The 22,303-nt window shown below is 49.6% G+C and carries 19 protein-coding genes; 13 read left to right on the forward strand and 6 right to left on the reverse strand.

The window, feature by feature from the left end; genetic code table 11:
* Nucleotides 1-9: 9 nt before the first annotated feature.
* A complete protein-coding gene (locus QEH59_RS12860) occupies nt 10-3,447 on the forward strand; it encodes a hypothetical protein (protein ID WP_308985782.1) in 3,438 nt (1,145 codons plus the stop codon).
* Between the two features lie 299 nt (nt 3,448-3,746).
* On the opposite strand, the gene QEH59_RS12865 is transcribed toward QEH59_RS12860, so the two are convergent.
* Nucleotides 3,747-4,241, reverse strand: a complete 495-nt coding sequence (locus tag QEH59_RS12865; RefSeq protein ID WP_308985783.1) for a hypothetical protein — start codon at nt 4,239-4,241, stop codon at nt 3,747-3,749.
* 72 nt (nt 4,242-4,313) lie between these two features.
* On the opposite strand from QEH59_RS12865, the gene QEH59_RS12870 reads away from it, so the two are divergent.
* Together QEH59_RS12870 and QEH59_RS19010 are read left to right on the forward strand one after the other, a co-directional pair.
* Nucleotides 4,314-5,129: a hypothetical protein gene (locus QEH59_RS12870; protein WP_308985784.1), complete on the forward strand. Its 816-nt coding sequence runs from the start codon at nt 4,314-4,316 to the stop codon at nt 5,127-5,129.
* Between the two features lie 239 nt (nt 5,130-5,368).
* Nucleotides 5,369-5,764, forward strand: a complete 396-nt coding sequence (locus QEH59_RS19010) for a helicase-related protein (RefSeq protein WP_308985785.1) — start codon at nt 5,369-5,371, stop codon at nt 5,762-5,764.
* On the opposite strand, the gene QEH59_RS12880 is transcribed toward QEH59_RS19010, so the two are convergent.
* From QEH59_RS12880 to QEH59_RS12895, 4 genes are all read right to left on the reverse strand, one after another.
* The gene (locus tag QEH59_RS12880; RefSeq protein ID WP_308985786.1) at nt 5,733-6,524 is read right to left on the reverse strand and encodes a helix-turn-helix domain-containing protein; all 792 of its coding nucleotides are present in this window, start codon (nt 6,522-6,524) and stop codon (nt 5,733-5,735) included. The genes QEH59_RS19010 and QEH59_RS12880 overlap by 32 nt on opposite strands.
* Nucleotides 6,524-8,041 (reverse strand): sulfatase family protein, encoded by a 1,518-nt coding sequence (locus QEH59_RS12885; protein ID WP_308985787.1) that lies wholly within the window; start codon nt 8,039-8,041, stop codon nt 6,524-6,526. The genes QEH59_RS12880 and QEH59_RS12885 overlap by 1 nt, the downstream gene beginning before the upstream one ends.
* A 102-nt stretch (nt 8,042-8,143) precedes the next feature.
* Nucleotides 8,144-8,743: a carbonate dehydratase gene (can, locus tag QEH59_RS12890; RefSeq protein WP_308985788.1), complete on the reverse strand. Its 600-nt coding sequence runs from the start codon at nt 8,741-8,743 to the stop codon at nt 8,144-8,146.
* 107 nt (nt 8,744-8,850) lie between these two features.
* Nucleotides 8,851-9,867: a LacI family DNA-binding transcriptional regulator gene (locus QEH59_RS12895; RefSeq protein WP_308985789.1), complete on the reverse strand. Its 1,017-nt coding sequence runs from the start codon at nt 9,865-9,867 to the stop codon at nt 8,851-8,853.
* An 86-nt stretch (nt 9,868-9,953) separates the two neighbouring features.
* Here QEH59_RS12895 and QEH59_RS12900 point away from each other — a divergent pair, with 86 nt between their 5' ends.
* The 10 genes from QEH59_RS12900 (at nt 9,954) to QEH59_RS12945 (ending at nt 21,469) form a co-directional block, all read left to right on the forward strand.
* Entirely contained in the window at nt 9,954-10,808 is an 855-nt protein-coding gene (locus tag QEH59_RS12900) for a hypothetical protein (protein WP_308985790.1), read from the forward strand.
* 80 nt (nt 10,809-10,888) lie between these two features.
* Nucleotides 10,889-12,139: a polysaccharide pyruvyl transferase family protein gene (locus QEH59_RS12905; protein ID WP_308985791.1), complete on the forward strand. Its 1,251-nt coding sequence runs from the start codon at nt 10,889-10,891 to the stop codon at nt 12,137-12,139.
* Between the two features lie 11 nt (nt 12,140-12,150).
* Nucleotides 12,151-13,605, forward strand: coding sequence for a GH39 family glycosyl hydrolase (locus tag QEH59_RS12910; protein WP_308985792.1), 1,455 nt, complete (start codon nt 12,151-12,153; stop codon nt 13,603-13,605).
* 267 nt (nt 13,606-13,872) lie between these two features.
* Entirely contained in the window at nt 13,873-15,123 is a 1,251-nt protein-coding gene (locus QEH59_RS12915) for a hypothetical protein (protein WP_308985793.1), read from the forward strand.
* 14 nt (nt 15,124-15,137) lie between these two features.
* A complete protein-coding gene (locus QEH59_RS12920) occupies nt 15,138-16,586 on the forward strand; it encodes an MFS transporter (RefSeq protein ID WP_308985794.1) in 1,449 nt (482 codons plus the stop codon).
* Nucleotides 16,587-16,648: 62 nt separating this feature from the next.
* Complete coding sequence (uidA, locus tag QEH59_RS12925; RefSeq protein WP_308985795.1) at nt 16,649-18,406, forward strand: beta-glucuronidase; 1,758 nt, start codon at nt 16,649-16,651, stop codon at nt 18,404-18,406.
* 17 nt (nt 18,407-18,423) lie between these two features.
* Nucleotides 18,424-19,248 carry a prolyl oligopeptidase family serine peptidase gene (locus tag QEH59_RS12930; protein ID WP_308985796.1) on the forward strand — a complete coding sequence of 275 codons (825 nt, stop codon included), beginning with the start codon at nt 18,424-18,426 and terminating at the stop codon, nt 19,246-19,248.
* Between the two features lie 102 nt (nt 19,249-19,350).
* Nucleotides 19,351-19,719 carry a response regulator gene (locus QEH59_RS12935; protein ID WP_308985797.1) on the forward strand — a complete coding sequence of 123 codons (369 nt, stop codon included), beginning with the start codon at nt 19,351-19,353 and terminating at the stop codon, nt 19,717-19,719.
* 220 nt (nt 19,720-19,939) lie between these two features.
* On the forward strand, nt 19,940-20,455 hold the full coding sequence (locus tag QEH59_RS12940) for an adenine phosphoribosyltransferase (RefSeq protein WP_308985798.1): 516 nt from the start codon (nt 19,940-19,942) through the stop codon (nt 20,453-20,455).
* 39 nt (nt 20,456-20,494) lie between these two features.
* Entirely contained in the window at nt 20,495-21,469 is a 975-nt protein-coding gene (locus QEH59_RS12945) for a D-2-hydroxyacid dehydrogenase (RefSeq protein ID WP_308985799.1), read from the forward strand.
* A 5-nt stretch (nt 21,470-21,474) separates the two neighbouring features.
* Here the strand turns inward: QEH59_RS12945 and QEH59_RS12950 are convergent, their stop codons facing one another.
* Entirely contained in the window at nt 21,475-22,125 is a 651-nt protein-coding gene (locus QEH59_RS12950; protein ID WP_308985800.1) for a peroxiredoxin-like family protein, read from the reverse strand.
* Nucleotides 22,126-22,303 lie beyond the last annotated feature (178 nt).

A 22,303-nucleotide genomic window follows, 5' to 3' on the forward strand; every position in this document is an offset into this window, starting at 1 on the left:
AATATTGTTATGTTTAAACGTGTTTTAGCGCTCACAAGTTTGGCCTGGATCTCTGCGACAACATTGATGGGGCAGGGCTTGGTGCCCTTAGTCTATGAGACGAAGGACGAATGGTTGGTCGACCTACCCGCAGGGGATTTTGGCTATAGCGCTCAAATGATGATTGTCGATAAAGCCACCGGATTGGTGCGCTCTTACGAGTCTTATGATTCTACCAGTGACGGCTTTATCAGCGAACCGTATTGGCAGACCGGAGAGCGCATGGATGCACCTGTCTCCACACTCTCCTTGTTGTTGGAATCGTATTCCACCCAGTTGATGCTACCCAAAGCGCTCAGCAATCGAATCAAAACTTACTATAGCGGCGGTTATGAGGGGGAGTTTAATTTCAAAATTGTGGGCGTCGGTCCCGAGGCAGCATTGAGCTTCCCTGCGGCACCGGATCAGGAGCAATACGAGCCGATGGTGCTGGTTCAATCCGGGCTCAATAGCCCGCCGAATGCTATTCAGCATGAGCTGTTGGTAACTGGAATGGAGACCGCCTATGAAGTCTCGCTTCCGATTGCTATGCCTGCCTTTGAGCGTTCGCTCACCTTTCCAATCGATCCGAACCAAGTCTTTGATGGAAGCAATGCGCTGGTCGCTATGATCTCCGAGGGGCAAGTCTCCTTACGAGAGCCGATTAAAAATGGGCTAAAACTCCTGAACTCAGAAAATTTCCCAACAGCCGGGCAATTGATCTATGGGGACTTTTTACAAGACGGGTATGCCAATCAACTGCTCTGTTATGCTCTCAATGATACCAATTTATACCTCTACGTGATCAAGGAAGTGGCAGGGGAATGGCAACTAACGCCACCACTGGCTTATGATCTAGGATCGCCGATACAAATGGCGACACGCCTCGTGTTGGATGGACAGCTGCTGGTGGCTGTGCAATATGTGGGCAGCAATCAAATCGATCTGCTGGACTTAGCTGATGAGAGCATTGTCGATCAATTGACCATGAGCAACCTCAGTGGTGCGCTCACCGGAGTCGTCTCTATGGGGGGCGATCGCTTGCTGATTTTCAGCGGAAAGGGCGGGGTGACCGATCAATATGAACTCTTCGGCTCCGATGGCAGCGGCGGCCTCAAATCGCTCTTTACCGGTCAAGTGCCCATGGATGGCTTCAGCGTTGATGCGAGCAAGCAGAAGCGCCCAAATCTATTTTTCTTTGATGCGTCTCCACTCGGTTCTTCAAACGCACGTTTGCTCGGGTGGCTCTCTGCTTGGGGAGATATTGCCTGGGCCTCAGAGCCCATCTTATATCCGGGAAGTGTGACCTATGACACTTGGGCCGATTGGGGCGCGGAGAACGGCTTACAGAAAAGTTATCAATCCAGTTCCTATGCAGGCGATGAAACCAACAGTGTTTTAACCAATCAAATCAACTCCAGTGCCAGCGTATATGCGCTCAATCTCAGCGGAGAAGAATTTTCAGCCTTGTTCGCGAGCTGGAGTCCCAAGCCCGGCACTTACGATCAGTTGGCACTCATTGAGGCCAGCTTCCCGGAAAATACAGAATTGTATTATCGCGGCAGTGAGGACGAAGCCTGGCAGAGCTATAGCAGTCCCTTCTACCCGAGCGGGGAACAAGTCAGTCTCTCCTATTACATTCAGACTGCGAGTGGAGATAAAAGCCCGATTAAAACGGTCAACTACAATTTCACGCTCTCCGCATTCAACCGGGATAGCAATGGCGATGGCATCCCCGATTATGTGCAAATGGCATTGGGAGGCGATCCATTTGGCACCGGAGATTCCGATGGCGATGCTGCCAGCGATTTGGATGAACTACTGGCCAAGACTTCGATAACAGATCCCACCGAAATGCCCGCCGAGGATTCTGAACTCAATCGGGGCTATTACGAAACTTTGCAAGTGGTCAGTCGCAACCTAGCCAAGGAGCCTTGGTTTACCGGATCGACCGGCTATGTCGATCGCTTGACGGGGGCGCGCCTCGGCCAGGCATCCGTTGCGGAAGGCAGCCGCTTTGCCGTCTTTGATCAAGTGCCGCTGGTATATCCTGAAGGCGTCATCGCAGTCTCCACAGAAGCACGCTATTTAATTCTCTCCGAGGGAGTGGCCGAGCCCAGCGGCTTTGAGCAGCTGAAGCTTTTGCCACTGGATCGTAGCGAGCTATTTGAGATCGATGCCAGCTATACTGGCGGATCACTCTCCGACGCGGCCAGCGATTGGCTGGATGAACTGGGCGATTACACTGCAGGTGAGCAGACGATCCGCGAACTCAGCTTGCAGGTCGATGATACCGCCTTTGCAATCGCGATGGAGTATGCATTCGAGCAATACTTTAAGTCGCAGGCCTATCTACCATCCGATGCGCAGTTGACACTCTTTCCCAATCGCACTGGCGATGACCGTTGGACCTCACTGTCCGAGATCGCCACTTTGATGGACGAAAGCAATGGCGAGCCCGAGTTCTCAGTGGATGAACTCTGGGACGGTCTACAGATTGAAGCCAGCTACAGCGCTGCGGCAGCTGTCGCGATTAACTGGGTGGAGTGGACTTATTTCTGCCGCGAAGTCTATCAGAGCTATACTGATGCACAAGTGGCCCACATCACCGGGCAGGGCCCCGTAGACCTACTGCGCGCAGTCTTACGCGAGCAAGCAGTCTCCTCCGAACTGTTAGACACACTCAGCCTCCAGTTGGACGCGATCGGCCCCGCGCTAGCCGAAGGGCAAGGCCTCGCAGCGAGCTTTGTTTACGACGACGTGCAGCTCTACGAGTTAACCGTCGAAGAGGCCAACGCCGACGGCTGCTTCCTTGCTCGCAACGCATTTGCGCAGCAATATGCACTCTTCGATGCCTACGGGGAACGCTACATCTCCAGTAAAAGTATCGATCTATTACCAGAGACCCAGATTCGCGTATACGGCGTGCTCCGCGACGACTTTACAGCTTGCGCAGGCACTGCCTTGGAAGTGCGGAGCTTTCAAATCGTCGAAATGCCCGAACTCGTCGCCAACGATAGCGACGGGAACCTCTTGGATGATAACTGGGAGCTCTTCTGGCTCGGCGAGGGCGGACACGATCCCTTTGCAAGTGTCGATGGCAGCGGCTACAGTCTTTTGCAGAAATTCCTCGGTGGCCACAATCCCACCGACTCCAGTGATCTGCCTGCCGCGGCAATCGAAGACCTCAGCGCGCCAGACATCCGCATCCACATGAGCGCTACGAACGAAGTGACACTTACATGGGAATGGCCCGGCGCGTATAGCGACTCCATTCAGTTCAAGCTCATACAGTCTGACGAGCTCGGCAACCTCAGGTCCGTCACGCCCACATCGGTGAACTACAACCGCGTCGGTGACGCCCACACACTGGTGCTAGGCGTGCCCGCCGGCGATGCCCGCTTCTTTAAATTAGTGATGTCATTGTAGTCAGACGCTGCCCGCAAGCGCAGGGCAGCGTCCGCTGCGTGGGCGAGGGCTGTGATTATGGACAAGCCGCCGCATGATTCGCATTGCGGCGCCAAATCAGTGCACACAAATTTTCAGCGGTAAGTTAACTTTAATTACTGGCTGCGATCTTACTGTAGTGTCGACTAACCTGTTTGGAGAAAGTAAGTTGCTTTGACTGGCTTGAAAGTGATACCTGTCTACCTTTGCTTCTATTTTTGGCGAGCTTCCAGGCGGTAAAAGGCCTTACCTGCCGGTGGGGGTCGGATCGGTAATTGTGACTAAATTTGAGGTATCTGCTGATGTTGCGATAGATAATCGTGTTTTTGAAGTGAACATCGCCGCGATTTATGAGGACGGTTGCGCTCTGGCGCCGCCGCGTTACCGGAAAAGGTGCAATTGATGATGTCGGCCCGTCCTAGCGCGATGATTAAAGCTGAACCACGATGCTCGGATCGATTGCCTGTAAATAGGCAGTTTCTTAAACTCGCTGTAGCGGTGAGGCTGCTGGATAGTTGATCTGCTGCGACTCTGGTATTGCTGGAGTCATTCGTATGTCCACGAAAGACAGTGTCCGATACCGCGAGCGACTCACCATTGAAATTTAGGCCAAACGCAAGGTTTTTGCTAAAAATACAGCGCTCAATGATCGAGCTGTCGGCATTTATGTTCACTGAGACCCCGGAGGTGCCGGTAAATTCTGAGTCGCGGATAGTCGCTTTCTGAGGGGCGTTTATAAATCGTGAATGCTTGTGGTCAAGTGGAGCGGTTTGCATTTGAGTTATGCGACCCTGATTATTTGAGGAATAGATTGCTGGTTGAAGCGTCTAAAGTAGCACTGACATATTATGAAGAAGCTCTTAACACTGACAATAACCGCCCTGTGCAGCCTTTGGTTGCTGGGCTGCAATGAAACTATGGATACGGCGTCCAGCCATGAGGTCAGAGGGAACCCGGGGCGTGAGCTGGTGATGGACTCGATCCGGGCGCACGGTGGTACGGAGCGCTGGTATAACAACGGTCTGCTACAATTTCGCTGGACTTACCACATGAGCGATCGGGGCCCACAAGCAATTGTAGATACCGTGCAAACGGTGGACCCTACTAATTTGAATGTGATGCATGAGGTGCCGGGGAAGGATATTCGCTTCGGTATGTATGAAGGCCAATACTGGATCGCTCCCAAGGGCAGTCAGTTTGCGCCGCCTGTTCAGTTTTGGTCGCTGACGCCTTATTACTTCATCGGTATTCCTTTTGTTTTTAACGATGAGAATGCGATATTTGAGCGACTTTCTGAAAGCATGGCCTTTGAGGGGAAGGACTATACTCAAGTGAAAATCACTTACACGCAAGAAGCGGGCGACTCACCGGACGATTATTATGTGTTATTGATCGATCCAGAAACAAAGCTCACGAAGGGAGGGTATTACATCGTGACGAACCCCTTGGTGGCACCGAATGGCCCGGGGCCAGAAAAGTTCCTGAGTTTGGATAATTTGATCGATGTCGATGGTGTGCTCTTAGCATCCGGGCATCGAACTTTTGCGATGCAGGACGGTCAGATTGGTGAGCAAATGCGCTTCACTGAAGTAAGTGGTGTGAAATTTGTGCCTAGTGAGAGCGTCGATCTCAGCATTCCCAGTCCCGAGCTGATTCTCGAGTAATCGACTTCATTTAAAGACGTATTTTTGTTCATCATTACAGCTAATGTGGGACGTTATTGGGAATACGCACAGCTATTTTTTCTGGCTGATGGTCGTTTCCCTGTTCTGTGCTTTGGCTGAGCGCGTGCGCCCCTGGCTTGAACACATTTATCAGCATGGATATTATGTCTCACAGGCGCGCAAGGGGTCTTTGTTACGCCACCTAATTAAGACCGGTATGATAGAGCGTGTGTTGATCTTTGTGTCATCGCGTACAAAGGCCGACAATCTTATGTTCAAACTACGGTAGAATCAGATTAACGCTTGGCCGATACATTCCAAGATGGGGCAGCAGACACGACTCGATACTTTGGAAGGTTTTTAAGCAGGGGCAGTTTCCAGTATTGACCGCTACCGACTTATTGGCGCGCGGTATCAACATTGATTGCCTCTCACTGGTGATCAAATATGAGCTACCGCGTTCGCCCAAGGGCTATTTGCACCGTATTGGTCGCACCGGTCGAGTCGAAGCCAGCGGTGAGGCAATTACATTGATTACTCCGGAAAAGGAACACCACTTTCAGGTGATTCAAAAGAAAATGGGACAGCGTGTTCCCATGATCACTAGCGATGAGATTGACTTGAGTGGTTGCTGATCGGATTTGGGGCCTGGCCTTGAGCTTCGAGTCGTTGGGCGCTATGGATCAGTCTTGGGGCGAGTGATTCGAATTTGGTTTGGCAGGCTTCGACTGTAAGACAGTAGAAAATTGCGCATAGCTGTTCACCGTTGTGGAAGGATTTCGCTATACGACACACGCCTGGACGCTCCTGGGAGCGGTCAATCAGCAATTCATTTTCCTGACGCATCTCACGGAGGATCCTTTCGAAGTCATAGTCAGCTGGAAAGCGACTGGTCGTACTGTGTAGGCATTGTTGGCGCTTTGACGCTGGTAATGCCGAGAGAATGGCCACCGCTGCGGCGTGATCGGCTTCGTAATGCAGCAGATCCCCGACTTGAAGTACTTGGATACCATTGTGCACTGAGCGGGAGGCGATGGTCGTCAGGATCTCCTGGTCCAGTTGCACTACCGCTGCCGATTCGCGTCCATGTTCGACCAGCTGTTCGACTGCTTCTCTGGACAGTGTGGCAAAGTCTGGAGTTTGATTGCTCAAATAGGGGCTCCATGCGCGGACTTGGCAGCTAATATTGTAGCCGAGGTCTGCATCTCGTTCGATGTAGCCGTAATTCTCGAGTGCCTTTAAAATCCGGGATAAGGTGGAATCCTGTATGCCGGGGAAGGAGGCCTTTAATTCATTGTAGCGGAGAGGGGCGTCGCTACGAATTAATTGATCGAGAATGTGCAGGCCGCGGTCGAGCGCAGGGAGACTGATTTTATTGGATGATTGAATGGGCATCAGGCAGGGGCGATCCGTGGCATACGAATCACTTCTTTAGTCATTTCCGCCTGAATGAATCGTTGGAGCAACCTCATTTTAATTGCGGCATAGGCCGGATCGTTAAAATGATTCTCAAATTCATCGGGATCGTTTTTCAAATCGTAGAGTTCGCCGTCATCGAAAGTACGAAAGACGGTGAGCTTGTAGTCTTGTTCAATATATGTCTTGTGCTCGCAGACTCCGGGTTCGTGATTGTTTTCGACGATGCACCAGTCCCGTAGCTTGGTTTGTTTTCCGGTCCAGACTGCGGTTTGATCAAGTCCGGTCATTTGCTGGGGCTTTTCAATGCCTGCGGCAGCAAGAAAGCTAACCGGCAGGTCAACGAGACTTTGCAGGGCATCGCTGCGAACGCCTTCCTGGATTTGTTGGGGCCAGGCTGCGATCATTGGCACCCGGACGCCATCTTCATAGTGGAAGGGACCCTTCGCGATTAAGTTGTGCTGCCCGAAATAGTGTCCGTGGTCGCTGGTAAATACGACCAGAGTGTTGTCGGTGAGCCCCAGTGTATCGAGTTTGTCGAGGGTTTTACCGATATAATGATCCATGCAGGAGATCATTCCATAGTAGATTGCCATATCCTTGCGCTTTTCGGATTCGGAGCGCAAATGGCTGTCGACCCCGTGCATCCATTTACCTTTATCCAGACCGTAGTCAGAAAGCTTAGGATGCTCCATCTGGGTGATCTTGTGGAAAATCGTGTTTGTTTCGTGTTCGCCTTCGCGCCCCTGCGGCAGTGTTAATGCATCTGGGTCATACATGCTCGCCCAAGGCTCTGGCACGATGTAGGGCGGGTGGGGGTCGAAGTAGCTCGACCAGATAAAGAAAGGCTGGTTCTTGGCGGCATAATCCTCGATGACAGCATTGGTTCGCTCGCTGATCCAAGTGTTGTAGTGGAAGGCTTCCGGTATATTCCATGCACCGTATTGAGCCTCAGATGTGCCGGTGGGCTGCTGGTAGCATTTGCGCCAGTTTTTAAACCCCTTTGACTCCATCCAGATGGCGTAGTGCTGCCCGACATGTGCTTCATCGGTATGGTTGCGCGCGAGTTCAAAATGATCAAATCCATAGAAGGGGCCATCGTAGCTTTTCCAAAAGTCGAGATCCTGCAGGAGAGGGTAGGACTCGAGGGAGGGATAAGCGTCGGTTGAGGCGAGCGGTTGAAAGTGGGCCTTACCAATAAGGGCGCTTTTGTAACCAGCTTTTTGCCAATCATCATTCATAGTTGGCACCGTTTCATCGAGCTTCGTGCCCAGTGTATGGGCGCCGTGCTGACTCGGATACATGCCAGTTAAAATACTCGCTCGTGTCGGTGTGCAGGTGGGATTTGGGCAGTAGGCTCGGTCAAAGATCATTCCGCGCGCGGCTAGACGATCCAAGTTGGGGGTCTTTATCTCGGCATTGTTGTAGCCCATACACATCCAGTGATGCTGATCACTGGTAATGAGAAGTATGTTGGGGGCAGCTGTAGTATTCATTTTTTCTATTTCGATAGTAAATGTCGTAAATGCAAGTAATTAGTCTTTGCATAAAAAAGCCGCTCGATTGAGCGGCTTGGAAAATGGTATGAAAGAGTGTGGTTACTTTGGTGCTTGAATGGCGTCTTGCAGTGGTTTCAAATGGCCATCTTTGAGGCTATAGATCCAAGCGTGGATATCGATTTTTTGACCACGCCGCCAAGCGTCTTGCACGACTGAGGTGCGTCTCACATTTTCAGCTTGAGCGCACACATTAAGCTCACATAGGCGATCCAAATAAGCTTCGCCTTGAAGGGGAGCCAGTTCATTGGTATATAGTGTTTCTACATCCTGAATGTGACGGAGCCAGTTATCAATCAGTCCAAAGGGCTTTTTCTCCGAGGCAGCTTTGACACCACCGCAACCGTAGTGGCCGACCACCATGATGTGTTCGACCTGCAGCACGTCGACTGCGTATTGCAGGACGGACAATAGGTTGAGGTCCGTGTGAACCACGACATTGGCGATATTGCGGTGTACGAAAACTTCGCCAGGCATCAGCCCGGTGATTTGATTGGCCGGCACGCGGCTGTCGGAGCAGCCAATCCAGAGGTAGTCTGGATTCTGCTGGGTGGACAACTTGTCAAAAAAGGTAGGATCTTCCTTCATTGTGTCCTGAACCCACTGTCGGTTGTTATCGATGAGTTGTTTGAGTGTAGGCATTGTTTGGTAGTCAGTTTGAATTGGTCGTATAAGATCAATAAGTTGTTCCGCTGGAAGCGCAACGCGGATCAGAAGATAGATTCTACTTTAGAATACCAGCATGTATTTCAAGCTCTTAAACCTGGCGCGCTGCTGCCTGGTTCCCATTCTCCCTGGACGAGGATGAGTTCTGGAATTTTAGGGAGTCCATAGTGATTCAAGTAGAGCTCACGGGCCAATGTATTGATCGCCGCGCGTCCGACATCGTAGGTGCGCAGATTGACTCCGGCCAGTTGGTCGGTGCTCTTTTTCGCGAGGTAAACAAATCCAGACTGCTTTCCACCAGGGAGTTCTTTCAGCCACTCGGGAACCATGGGATCCAGCGACAGTATCAGGTCAGGCTGATACGTTTGATACCATTTTGTAAATAGCTCCCGTGTGATAAATTCTGCCTTGGATGGGATTAAAGGAATTTGGCAACTCTTGGACATCGTCTGCTGCCAAACGAAGAACCGTCCTGACATTGCGTAGCGGATCGATGGGTCTAAAAAAGCAGTCATCGCAAGTCCCGGACGGCGGTATCCCAGTGCTTCTATTTGTGCCAGGGCAGTGTCCATTGCCTGGGCATGGTCGGAGGCGATACGGTGGACTTGTGTTCGCTTTGAGTGAAATGCGGCTGCAACTGTGCAGAAGTGCTGCCATTCCAGATTTGGGAAATCGCGTTCCATGCCACCACCTGGTAAGAGGATGATGGCGCGAATCCCCCGTGCTTTGAGGATACGTGTCAATTCCTCTCCCTTGGCTTGGCGCTTGAAATAAACTGGAAATTCTTCGAGGCGGAAGCCCAACTCTTTGGCGCGTTCATCAAGCCCGCGCCAGAGGTCTTTATAGAAAATGTCCAAGTTTTTTGTTTTTTGTACCGGAGTGTCGAATTTTGTTAAAACAGCAATCACATCCGAGTCGGTTTGTTGACTCTGCCTCCGATTCGTCATGAGTGCCGAGACCATGGGGTTCGGATGATAGCCCAAATCCTTTGCGATTTTTTGTATTCGGTCGCGGGTTTGGGGAGAGAGTTTCGGGCTATTTCGCAGCGCGAGCGATACGGTCATTATACTGCAGTCGGCGACTTCTGCGATTTCTTTCATTCTGGGACGGGAACGCTGCTCCATTGTTTTACGATTAAAACAACGCTTCTCTTGTGGCAAGTGATATTTTCAGCAGGCATTATGTGATGAAACTAAACCCTAAATACCTCCGTCTTATCGCTCTCACTGCAATTTCAACGCTGACTGCCCAGGTGGCGCATGCCGAAACGAATCTGCTCAACGAAGATTTTAGTGATGGAGACCGCACTACTCAGAATTTGCCAGATTCTTCTACCTGGTATCTACGCGGCAACGCGACTTCGTTTGATGTCTCTGGCAATGACCTTGTGCTCACTTCGTCAGAGCAAACCTTGAACCTTGTGACATACTTTACGGATGTTGGGGCGCCCTATGCACTTCAAGTTGGAGAGACTTTATCTGTGAATATGAGCGTTCAATTGAGTGAGGTGAATGATACTGGAATCCGTTTTGGTGTATTCAATTCGAACAATTCTCAGATTACCGGAAGCGCTTCTAATTTTCAGAGTAGTTCATTCAATGGCTATGATGGATACAGTGCATGGTTTAATCCATCGGCATCGAGTGATTCGTATGATTTGTATGAGCGTATAGGGACGAGTGACGCCATCTTTGCGAGTAGTTCATCCGTTAATGAGCAGCTTGGAGCGAGTAATGCGTCAACAATCGGTATGTTCGCGGATACATCCGCCAATCTGATGTTGAGCATCGAGCGAACTGTGAGCGGACTCACGATTGTTTCATCCGTAAATGGTTACGAGCTTACTCGCTCGGATGCAGATCCGGATACATTCAGCTTTGATACGATTGCAATTCAATTGTCGTCTTCCAGCCTATCGAATGGGGAAACCTTCTCGATCGAAAATGTAAGTGTTTCAGTGATCCCAGAGCCGTCGTCATTCAGCTTTATCATGGGCGCTTCAGTGCTATGTTTGTTTCTCCGCCGCGGTGTGCGCCGATAACAAACGGGTAGAGAAAAGAGGCACTTCTATTTAAATAAACTACGTAGCTCACTTTATTGGTGGTTGCGCACGCAATACCTATGTCAAATTCCAAGCATATTTTACTATTTAGTGGCTGGCAGACCTGTAATATTGGAGATGTTGGCCACACGCCAGGAACGCTGCGTTTTTTGGAGCAGTATGTTCCAGCAGCTGGTGTGACGGTTTATTTAATCAATGCGAATGAAGCTGTGCTGAGTATGCTTCAAGGGCGTTTTCGGAATGTTGAGTTTATCGTCGCAGAGAGCCAGGAGCATTGCGATGAGAACGGTTTGTTCACGCATCCTCGTTTGACTTCGGCTTTTGAGGAATGCGATTTAGTGATTCAAAATTCTGGCATGCACTACAACCAGTTTTATGGACTTAAACCCTGGTTGCTGCGTGCTTGTATGCGTGCGAATAAGCCTTTTGGAATCTATGGCCAGTCATTTGATGGATTTGCGGAAGAAGGTCGCGATGAACTGGTTGACTGGTTATCGCAATCGGCGTTCATATTTTGCCGCGATCGTTTATCTTTGAATTACTTAAAAGAGTGCGGTGTGCATGCCCCTGTTATGGATTTCGGACCTGATGGTTGCTTTGGCATCGATGTGATGAACCGCAGTCAGGGGCAGGCATACCTATCGGAGAATCATTTGGAGGCTGGAACGTTTCTTTCGGTGACTTTACGCAGTAATTCACCGAATTTACATGCAGGAGCAGCATCTGTTCTAAATCCAAAAGTCATCAGTGAATCGGATCGTCTCGAGAATGAGCGCTGGAGCGCGGCATTACGGCAAGTGATTATTGATTGGGTGGAGACCACCGGAAAACCCGTCTTGCTGGCTCCTGAGGTTGATAAAGAAATCGGCAATGCCCATACGATGCTTTTGGAGCGCCTGCCTGATGCGATACGTGAACATGTGGTATGGAGAGACTCTTTTTGGACAGTTGAAGAGGCTGCCGCGGTTTATTCCCAAGCTGCAGCACTGGTCTCGATGGAGCCGCATTCTTGTATCATCGCCTTAGCGAATAAGGTGCCCGCCATTCATTACTATAGCCGTAAGCATGGAGTCAAAGCGACGATGTTTGCCGATATAGGACTCAAGCCTTGGTTACACGATATTGATGCTGTGGAACCGAACGTAGTGAGTGCCTGCCTTCAGCAGATTATACACGATCCAGCGCTCGCTTGTGCGCAGGTTGAAGGCGCATTGGCTCAAGTCGAAACAGCCGCTGCGCGGACGGGGGATACGATCCGAGATGTACTCGATTTGCCGCTCAATCATGCTCAGGAAACAGTTTTAACATGAAACTACCCGCTATGATTCATAAAAGATATATCTCAGTCATCTGTGTTTGGGCCATTGCAGTGAGTGAAGTGATGGCCGCTGATTTGGGGTTGGAACCGTCGGTTCAAACTCGATCCGATTTTGATGCGCCGGATGCGGCGAATGCGACCATCACACTAACAGAGGAAACGAAGAGCCAGAGCATTCAGTCAAATGAAACACAAGTCGTGTTCGATTGGCAGACTGTATTGAAAGAGATACCGCCTTATGTTTATTCGATGAATAGCCCGGCTATGTTGTTTGAAGAGCGTGTTTCGCGTCCGGATTGGGCGCCCTTAATGAAGTATCTTCAGCCTCGTCTGTTGCGCGTGCATAGCTCCGCGCAGATTCAGAAGTCCTGGATGCGAACAGGCGAAGAAACCTGGGACTATGATAAAATAAAAGGCTCTCTCTTGGCCGCAAAGTTACCTCCCGAAACGGAACTATTAATAAATATATATCGCTGGCCTAATAGTTTTGATGCGGATGAAGATGGCCGCCTCGATTTGGATCGTATCGATGATTTCGCTGATTTGTGTGCCGATTTGGTTCGCTATGTAAATATCGAGCTCGGGCTGAATGTTAAGTATTGGGAGATTACTAACGAACGTGATTTTGCCTATTGGAGAATTCCTAAAAAAGGCAATCAACCGGATCCGGTTGCGTTAGCCGAATTGTATAATCGTGCTGCGGTGGCAATGCGTGCCGTGGATGATTCGATTATTCTGGGAGGCCCTGCTGCTTGTAGTCCAGTGCCGATCGAGCCGCTCTTGGAATTCGCACGCCATGCTAATGAAAATTTGGATTTTATCTCTTTCCATTCCTACGCATCAGGAGACAATTCCGAAACGGATACAGTGATTTATGATAAAGTTTCTGTAATGGCGTCGGATGCAAATGAGTTGATTCAGCGATTACGTGAGGCCCTCGGTCGGGAAGATTTTGGCGTTCATTTGAACGAATATAATATCAATTATAATTGGCGGTCCGAGGAACCCAGAATGTTGACCCATAAGGGAGCTGTATTTGATGCACTGCTGTTGGTGGCTCTAGTGGAAACGCCCGGTTTGACTGCTGCCAATGCCTGGAATGATACGGAGCGTGTGTATGGCAAGAGTGATGGTAAGGGAAATCTACGACCTGCTGCGCATGTGTTTCATTATATGAATGAATACTTTCAAGGGAATCGGGTCGCATCGGAATCTTCACAGCCTCATGCGGTCGTGCCCTTCGCTGTAGCTAGTGCAAATGGAAAACTGAGTTTTGCACTGATCAACCGAAGCGGAGTTGGGCAGAATGTATCACTTCAATCGATGACTGAATTGGATGCAGCATGGTATTCCGCAAGGATCGATGAGACAGGCTTACATCACACCGGACCTGTCTTCCCCTTTAGAGATGAAATCAAAATGTCTGCGGATAGTGTGTTCTTCTTCTGGCAGGACTAGGCTTAATTTCGACTATTCCTAGCTTTAGTTATGAAAACACCGAACACTTCACTTCGCGCTGCATTATCCTGTCATAGTTGTCCACTGATTGAACTCTTAAGTTTCATTGCGATTACTGCTGTGCTCTTCGGAATCTTGATAGCTGTGGTTGGCCAGATGTGACAAGTGGGGGAACTGTACCAGAAGGATTTTCGTTTTAATTTGTAAGGAAACGGTATGCGTATTGAGTTTAAAGCTACATCTTTTCCCTCGCTGAGCGGGGTGGATATGAAAGTTCCTGTTTGGTGCATGACGCCACATAGGGGCGCTTGTTTGCATCGGTTTTTTGATACCTGCCCGATCAGTCCATCGGGGCGCTATCTGGCCTTATTTGGAATGCCCTTTGAAAACAGGTTGAATGCTCCGGGAGATTTGGGGCATGTGGTCCTGATTGATTTGCAAACCGGCGAAGAGCGAGTGGTGGCACAAACCGCAGGCTGGGAGCCTCAGTTGGGCGCAAATTTGAATTGGGGGATCGATGACCATCATTTGTATTTTAACGATGTGGACTGTCAGACCTGGGAGCCGCAACTTGTCCAATTAGATCCCTTGCGTGGCACTTCTGAACGAACGAAAGGGGGCGTGTATCATGTGTCTCCGGATGGTCGTTTTGCTGCCGCCGCATCACTTGAAAAAATGATTCGCACCCAGATCGGGTATGGAGTTCTGATTCCACGCGAGAAAATTGGGCAGAATATCGGCGCACCCGAAGATGATGGTTTGTATGTCACGAATCTCAATACAGGCGAACGGCGCCTTGTGTTGTCACTGGCAGAAGCAGCGCGCTATATTCCAGAACTCGACGGTGGAGATTTAGACGATTGGGAGCTCTACGGCTTCCATGCAAAATGGAGCCCGCAGTCGGATCGACTGATCTTTACCATACGCCGCTTTCCGAGGCATGGAGCCATGCGCTTTAATCTGCTCTCATCGGATGATCCCAAGCAGCAGATACGTTATGATGTATTGACCTTGCGGCCAGATGGAACCGAGGTTTGTAACGCCGTTCCAGCCAGGCATTGGGAGCCGGGCGGGCATCATATCAACTGGTTTCCCCATGGAAAAAAACTATCCATGAATTTGGGTGGTTTTGCCAATGAGCTGCGCTTTGTTCAGGTTGCCGCCCATGGGGACGATCTGAAGCTGATGCATGCGGATGCCATTGGCTCCGGACACCCGACAGTTTATCCGGGAGAGCGAAACGTTTTGACTGATGCTTACGCTGGGGAGCCGGTGGCTTTTGAAGATGATACTGTGCCATTGAGATGGGTGGATCTTCAAAGCGGTCGCGAGCGGTGCCTCGCCCGCATCGGAGTTCGCACGGAGCCACAGCCAAACAATGCACTGCGAGTGGATCCACATCCGGCATGGGACCGATCATGGCGCTATGTTGTCTTTAATGGTGTCGCTCCGGGGGAAAATACACGGCGTGTCTTTCTTGCGGATCTCGAATCAGTTGTGAACTCGAGCGATCAATAATCACATCATTTCAAATGGTTTTTAGCAGAAATAAACAGAGTGGTTCACCTTCCAGAATCCCAGATGCGGATCGCATTCCATTGCCGCAGAAGGCTGCCTTTAGTTTTGGTTACGGAGTCGACTATTTGGCGGCAGGCTTGACGACCAGCATCCTGTGGATGCCATTTTTCAACATCGGCTTAGGTATTTCGCCTATGCTACTGGGAGTGATGCTGATGGTGCTGCGCGCTTGGGATGCACTGACGGACCCAATCATGGGGAATATCTCCGACAATACGCGCACCCGATTTGGCCGCCGCCGACCCTATATTCTAATTGGAGCTCTGTTGACTGCGGCGCTTTATTTATGTCTTTGGCGCATCCCCGAAGGCTTGGGGGCGGTGAAACAATTCACGACTCTCTGTATCGTTGGCATTCTCTTCTTCACATGTTTCACCATGTGGTCGATCCCATTCTACAGCTTACAAATGGAGCTGACGCCAAACTACGATGAGCGGACGCGTCTTTCGGCTTGGGTCGCTATTTCGGGGAAATTTATATATTTATGCGGGGGCTGGGTGATGGCCTTGGCTACATGCAAATTATTCGCCGATCCAGAAACCGGAGAGGCAGATATCGTGGCCGGTATGCAGGCGACCAGTTGGTTGATTGCAATAGTCATTGTTATCATGGGGCTGGTGACAGCGATCTTTGTCAAAGAGCGCTATTACGAGACTGCGACTGTTAATCGGAAATCAAGCGGGTTGATCGATAGTATTAAAGAATCACTCCATTGTGCCCCGCTTTGGTATTTAATCGGCATCTCATTTTTCCTCATAGCAGGTTCATCAATCAGTAATACACTGGGGCAATATGTGAGTATTTACATCCTATTCGACGGAGATCTCAGTGCCGCCTCTGTTTTGAATGGATGGCGTTCAACCGGAGTGATGGTTATTGGCATCATCAGTATCCCGGTTTGGACTTGGTTGAGCGAGTATTTGGATAAGAAGATAATCGTTTCTTGTATGCTCGCGGGGACTTTTCTTGGGCATACTTTGAATGTTATATTTATAAATCCTGATATGCCTTATTTGTGGCTCATTTCTTCAGTCTTTGAATCGGGGGCGATTGGAGCAGTTTGGCTGTTTTTACCCTCCATGAAGGCGGATGTCGCTGATTATGATGAGCTGGATACAGATCAACGTCGTGAAGGCTCGCTGAACGCTTTTTATTCATGGTTTGTTAAGGTCGCCTTCACCGTTGGTGCGGGGATGGGGGGATTTATCCTTCAGTCGACTGGATTTGATGCGAACCTCGATGCGCAAAGCGCGGAGGCTCTTTTTCGAATGAAGTGGGTATATATACTTCTGCCATTAGTCTTATGGTCCTTGTCACTTTACTTCATTATTCGTTATCCGCTTAAACGCGATCGGATGGGAGAAATTCGTTCCGAATTAGAGATGCGCCGTGGGCAAGTCTAGTGCCTTGCTAAATAGCAACCGGAGCCTATTGCTGCCGGGAAATATAAAATAAGTAGAATCGAATGTTATTTCCTCAAACGAACCAATGCCGTGAAATCGTCAATCTCGACGGACTCTTTCAATTCGCTCCTAATGTAGAGGGCGATGCTGAGTTGAATGATTGGACGCAAGCACTGCCCAAAGACGCTGTCGAAATTGCCGTTCCCGGTAGTTGGAATGAGCAGTTAAGAGAGTTGCATGAGTTTCATGGCGAAGGCTGGTATCAACGCGATTTTTGGGCACCCGCTGGCTGGAAGGGGCAACGCATTCGATTGAGAATCGGTGGAACTGCTGGTAATGCGAAGGTCTGGGTTGACGGTAAAGCTGTCGGCGGACACACGGGGCCGCATCTTCCATTTGAGTTCGATTTATCTGAATTTGTAGAGCCTGGCGCCTCACATCGCTTGACCATCGCAGTGGATAATACTTTGAGATACCAATCGCTGCCACCGGGGCAGGCCCGTCGTGAGGAAGACCGGGCCGGATTTGGATTAGGGTATCCGGATGTTCCATACGATTTTTTCCCGTATGGGGGCATTCACCGATCAGTGCTGCTGTATGCTACGGCGATGGATTCAATTGAGAACATCGCTGTCGAGACGGACTACCAGGAGACGACTGGTGTCGTGAAAGTTAAGCTTCGATTGAATGGTAAATCGGATGGATTGTCTGTTAAAATGAACGTCGATGACCAAGCGGTTACATTGCCAGTTGAGTCGAATGAAGTCATCGGGGAATTGACGATTGGGAATGTTCAGCTCTGGTCGAATCGTAATCCATTTCTCTATACCCTTAAGTGTGAGCTATTGTCACCGGACGGGGCTTTGCTGGATGTATATACACTCGATATTGGCGTGCGCCGGGTTGAAGTGCAGGGCGATCAATTGTTGCTGAACGGGGAGCCCATCTTCCTTAAAGGGTTTGGCAAACACGAAGATTTTCCAATTTTGGGAAAGGCGTGGGCACCTGCAGTTGCCGTGCGTGATTATGATTTAATGAGCTGGCTGGGGGCCAATTCGTTTCGAACGTCACATTATCCATATGCCGAGGAGATGCTGAGTATGGCGGATCGCTTAGGCTTCTTAGTGATCAGCGAAACTCCATTTGTGTCACTTTCAGAGCGTGTCTATACAGATGATTTTCGAGTGCAGGCCTGCCATGTGATTCGTGAGCTGATTCAGCGTGATTGCAATCATCCCAGCGTCATCCTGTGGTCACTGGCAAATGAGCCCTATATCGAGAGTGATGCGGGGGAACGTTTCTTCCGTGAAATGGCTGAGACCGCGCGCGCTTGTGATTCGACTCGCCCAATTATGTATGTGGCCCATGAGTGGCCGGAGCAAAACCGAGGTGCGCAGCATTATGATTTGTTGGGAGTGAACAAATATTACGGCTGGTATCATGAAACGGGGGATATACAGGGGTCCCTGGGCAAGCTTGTTGAAAATTTGGAAGCCTTTCATCAACAAGTTAAAGGTCCGATCATGCTCGCCGAGTTTGGGGCAGACGCAGTCGCTGGCTTGCATAGTGATCCGCCGGTGCTCTTTTCCGAGGAATATCAATCAGATACGATCGAAGCCCAGTATTTGAAAGTTCGGGAATTGCCTTGGGTCATTGGGGCGCATGTTTGGAATTTTGCAGACTTTAAAACCGCACAAACCATCAATCGAGTGGGGGGGAATAAAAAAGGAGTCTTTACCCGGGATCGTCAGCCTAAATTGGCTGCCCGCACCTTAAAGAGATTGTGGAATGATACAGATAGTGATTCGTTTTCTCGCTGATCCTTTGAAAAAATTAGATGCAGACTCAAATCAAAGTTTTTAAGGACATTCCTTTCCTCGGAATTGATCGTGAGGAGAAGATGGATGCCTATTTACCTGAAAACGCGACTTCAGGTCTGTATCCAGCCGTATTGCTGATTCATGGCGGCGGGTGGCGACTGCTTGATAAAGCTTCTGAGCGTGAAGTTAGTATTGCCCACGATTTAGCTAAGGCTGGCTTTGTAGTTTTTTCGATCAACTACTTGCTGAATGTCGGTGATACACAGGAAGACGGAAGCTTCCAACTGACGAAGTTGGCATGGCCGACGAACTTGTATGACTGTAAAACTGGGCTGAGGTTTATACGCAAATTTTCGAGTCAGTATAATGTGGATCCAAATAGGATTGCAGTGATGGGGGCCTCCGCGGGGGCGCATTTGGCGATGATGCTCGGCAGCACCGTTTCAAACGAGGAGCTGAACCAAAGCGGTCTCTATACGGACGAATCGAATGCGGTCTCCTGCGTCGTCAACTTATATGGAGATTATGATATCCGCGGGCGCAAGGTATCACCTTTCGAAGGGGCGACCCCAGAAGAAACGAAAGCCAACGAGCGCGAGGCTTCTCCGGTGACTTGGATTGATTCCAATATGCCGCCCATGCTGATTGCGCACGGAGCGCGGGATGAAATTATTCCAGTAGAGCGATCCCGATTGCTGGTGCAGCATCTGAAAAAGTTGAATTTGAATTATCTTTATTTGGAGCTCTCTAAAGATGGACATAGTTTTGATTTTCATCCTCAGACTCTGGACCTTGCTACGATCGTCATTCAGTTTTTGAATCAATATCTTAAGGTAGATTGAAAGCTGTTTGCTGAAGATTGCAGGGATTTGGTTTAAGGCTTGTAGTTTTGCTTATCATTACGTTAGAAAAGTAAATATTTAGTCAATAATCCTATCCGCTGTATGAATGTACTACTCCTTGAAGATGAACCAGAGCTCTCCGCAGTCGCTTGCGAGCAAATTGAAAGCCGTGGGCACAAGGTCTTTGCAGCTCTCGATATTGCACATGCTAGATCCATTTTGGAGGATGACAGTGTGCATGTTGACATCCTAGTGGCTGATCAAAAGGTGCCGGACGGCAATGGCTCACTGTTTGCCATCGAAACAAAGGCTATGCCGCGTGGTATTAAGGTCGTTGTGGTCTCCGGTATGTTGGCTACGCCTGACATCGAACAGCTCAAGAAGCACAATGTGGATTACTACCACAAGCCCTTGCTTTATTCCGAGATCGTTGAAAATTTGATACAAAAGCACTTCCCGGATAGTCATTGAAGAGACAGCTGGGTTTTTTCTTAGATCCAGCAGTTTTCTTAGTAAAGTGCTTCCGGTGTGGCCTCTGTTATGACTTAAGCCAGAAGCTTCGGTGATTGTATGCTGGGTATGATGATTCGCTTTGGCGTTTATCACGTATTTTAATTTTCGTGGTGTAACTACTTTCTTTATTGGTTCTGAGGTTTGGATAGAGTTATTCTGTTTCTCTGAGAGAATTATTATGAATATCGAGTCCTACATCCGCACCATTCCAGACTTTCCCCAGCCTGGCGTGACTTTTCGCGATTTTACGCCTTTGCTGGCACATGGGCCGGCTTTTAAGGCTTTGGTTGATCAGTTGAGTGCGCGTTATGCTGAGAAGTCAATTGATGTCGTAGTTGGGATAGAGGCACGTGGTTTCGTTCTCGCATCTGCGTTGGCCTACGCCTTGGGCGCAGGCACGGTTTTGATTCGTAAAGCGGGTAAGTTGCCACACCAGACACATGCGCAGGAGTATGAGTTGGAGTATGGTTCCAGTGTCTTGGAGATCAGTTGCGATGCCTTGCAGGCGGGGCAACGGGTGTTGGTGGTGGATGATGTGCTGGCCACCGGCGGCACTGTGGGGGCGGCCATCAAATTGTTACAAGAGCACTTTTCGCTCGCACTCGAAGAGCTGGTTTTTCTGATTGAACTCGATGATTTAAAGGGCCGCGAAAAGTTGTCGGGGTTATCGGTTCATTCGGTATTTCATTATTAATTGAAGAGGCATGGCGCCTGCTTTGAAACTGTGTTTACTATGAAAATGAAAATTTGGTGTAATCTTTCTCTCGGCGATGCGGAACGACAGTTGTTGTGTGATGGGCTCCAAGGGCATGAGTTGATCGAGTCTCAGGTCGGGGCTTCGTCGGTGTTGGCCGCAGCTGATCACGATGAAAGTCTCTATCAGGCAGATATTGCGTTGGGGCAACCAACGACTGAGGATGTTTTAACTGCACCGAAGTTGAAATTTTTGCAGATCACCAGCGCCGGATATACCCGTTATGATACGCCTGCTTTTCGGGCGGGCGTGCGGGAGCGAAATATTATCGTCGCGAACAGCTCGTCTGTATATGATTTACCCTGTGCCGAGCATTTGATGTCTTTCATGTTAGCGCAAAGTCGTAACTTGCCGGCAGCGCTTGCCGAGAATACATGTGGGAATGGCACTCTGGAATGGAATACACTGCGTGCGGGGTGTCGACCTTTAGCCGGGCAGTCGCTACTCATCTTGGGATACGGTGCCATTGGCGAAATGTTTGTAAAGTTGCTAGCTCCCTTTGATATGGAAGTGGTTGCTGTGCGTCGATCGCCGACTGGGCATGAGTTGGTACGTACGGTCGCTTTGGACGCTTTGCCTGAGCTTTTGGGTCGGGTGGATCATGTGGTCAATATTCTGCCAGATAGCGCGGAGACCTTGAATTTCGTCGACGCGAAATTCCTGAGTCTGATGAAAGCGGGAGCCACCTTTTATAATATTGGCCGGGGCACCACGGTAAACCAGATCGATTTGGCAGATGCCTTGCGCTCAAATCATCTCCATTCAGCCTGGTTGGATGTGACTGATCCGGAACCTCTACCACAATCGCATCCTTTGCGTCAATTATCCAATTGCTACATGACACCGCATACAGCGGGGGGGCATGCCGGCGAGTCTATCAGTGTGATTCGACATTTTCTGAAGAATCTAGCAGCCTTCGAGTCGGGGCAAGCATTACGCAATCAAATTATGTAAGTTCTTCAGCGTGAGTTTTGTAAGGCGTTGATTACATCTTCCGGTTCCGCGCGGCTCCGATAGTCGACGTCGATTGATCGCCAGATGACACGACCACTGCGATCGACTATAAAAATCGCAGGTATCGGTAGTCGGCTGCCATTGCCCTGGTTGATTTCGACTAGGTCGAGTCCACGGTCCTTGCGCATATGATCTAAAAATAAGCTGGGCACGTCCCAAGCGACTCCATACTGCATCGCAACATCGCAATCCTGATCGGAGAGCACTGTGAATTCTAGTTTGTCTCTTTCGATTTGAGATAAGGAGTTGTCGGGTTTTTGTGGGCTGATGGCTACTAGTTGAGCACCTAAATCTTGAATCTCCTGGATGCGTGATTGTAGGGCATGTATCTGTAAGTTGCAGTAGGGACACCAACTGCCACGATAAAATACGAGCACGACAGCACCTGATCGTACAAGTGAGTTCAATGCTACTGGATGATTATGTGCGTCCTGCAAATTGAATTCAGGCGCTGGTTGACCAATCGCAATTGCCTGAGCACCTACGCCTGTTTCGCGAGCTGCTACGATGAGTTTATCGACTTCTAGCATAAACTCTGGTTTTATCTGACGTGTTTTTGCCACTTGAGCGGCTAGTTGATCTTTTAAATTTGGCATATTCATATGAATGTATCGTTTTCACGAATTTGCCAGTCGAGGGGTGATTTATTGTGCGAGATCGGTATCGGCACTGATCGCAATATGTATGTTAGGATTTTTGCAGGCTGGTCAATTTAGCGGGAGACAGAATTAGTCTGGAGTTTAGGGGCGTGACAATGCCTGTGCTGGCACTATC

Origin of the sequence: Thalassobacterium sedimentorum (genome assembly GCF_031127905.1) — a bacterium.
Lineage (GTDB): Bacteria > Verrucomicrobiota > Verrucomicrobiia > Opitutales > Coraliomargaritaceae > Thalassobacterium > Thalassobacterium sedimentorum.

What these genes read in the sequence shown, in the direction of transcription:
- QEH59_RS12900 (WP_308985790.1), top strand. Translation starts at nt 9,954, where the DNA reads ATGAAACTAAACCCTAAATACCTCCGTCTTATCGCTCTCACTGCAATT.
- uidA (WP_308985795.1), top strand. Translation starts at nt 16,649, where the DNA reads ATGTTATTTCCTCAAACGAACCAATGCCGTGAAATCGTCAATCTCGAC.
- QEH59_RS12945 (WP_308985799.1), top strand. Translation starts at nt 20,495, where the DNA reads ATGAAAATGAAAATTTGGTGTAATCTTTCTCTCGGCGATGCGGAACGA.
- QEH59_RS12885 (WP_308985787.1), bottom strand. Translation starts at nt 8,041, where the DNA reads ATGAATACTACAGCTGCCCCCAACATACTTCTCATTACCAGTGATCAG.
- QEH59_RS12915 (WP_308985793.1), top strand. Translation starts at nt 13,873, where the DNA reads ATGAAAGTTCCTGTTTGGTGCATGACGCCACATAGGGGCGCTTGTTTG.
- QEH59_RS12880 (WP_308985786.1), bottom strand. Translation starts at nt 6,524, where the DNA reads ATGCCCATTCAATCATCCAATAAAATCAGTCTCCCTGCGCTCGACCGC.
- QEH59_RS12865 (WP_308985783.1), bottom strand. Translation starts at nt 4,241, where the DNA reads ATGCAAACCGCTCCACTTGACCACAAGCATTCACGATTTATAAACGCC.
- QEH59_RS12870 (WP_308985784.1), top strand. Translation starts at nt 4,314, where the DNA reads ATGAAGAAGCTCTTAACACTGACAATAACCGCCCTGTGCAGCCTTTGG.
- QEH59_RS12910 (WP_308985792.1), top strand. Translation starts at nt 12,151, where the DNA reads ATGATTCATAAAAGATATATCTCAGTCATCTGTGTTTGGGCCATTGCA.
- QEH59_RS12950 (WP_308985800.1), bottom strand. Translation starts at nt 22,125, where the DNA reads ATGCCAAATTTAAAAGATCAACTAGCCGCTCAAGTGGCAAAAACACGT.
- QEH59_RS12905 (WP_308985791.1), top strand. Translation starts at nt 10,889, where the DNA reads ATGTCAAATTCCAAGCATATTTTACTATTTAGTGGCTGGCAGACCTGT.
- QEH59_RS12920 (WP_308985794.1), top strand. Translation starts at nt 15,138, where the DNA reads ATGGTTTTTAGCAGAAATAAACAGAGTGGTTCACCTTCCAGAATCCCA.
- QEH59_RS12935 (WP_308985797.1), top strand. Translation starts at nt 19,351, where the DNA reads ATGAATGTACTACTCCTTGAAGATGAACCAGAGCTCTCCGCAGTCGCT.
- QEH59_RS12860 (WP_308985782.1), top strand. Translation starts at nt 10, where the DNA reads ATGTTTAAACGTGTTTTAGCGCTCACAAGTTTGGCCTGGATCTCTGCG.
- can (WP_308985788.1), bottom strand. Translation starts at nt 8,743, where the DNA reads ATGCCTACACTCAAACAACTCATCGATAACAACCGACAGTGGGTTCAG.
- QEH59_RS12930 (WP_308985796.1), top strand. Translation starts at nt 18,424, where the DNA reads ATGCAGACTCAAATCAAAGTTTTTAAGGACATTCCTTTCCTCGGAATT.
- QEH59_RS12895 (WP_308985789.1), bottom strand. Translation starts at nt 9,867, where the DNA reads ATGAAAGAAATCGCAGAAGTCGCCGACTGCAGTATAATGACCGTATCG.
- QEH59_RS12940 (WP_308985798.1), top strand. Translation starts at nt 19,940, where the DNA reads ATGAATATCGAGTCCTACATCCGCACCATTCCAGACTTTCCCCAGCCT.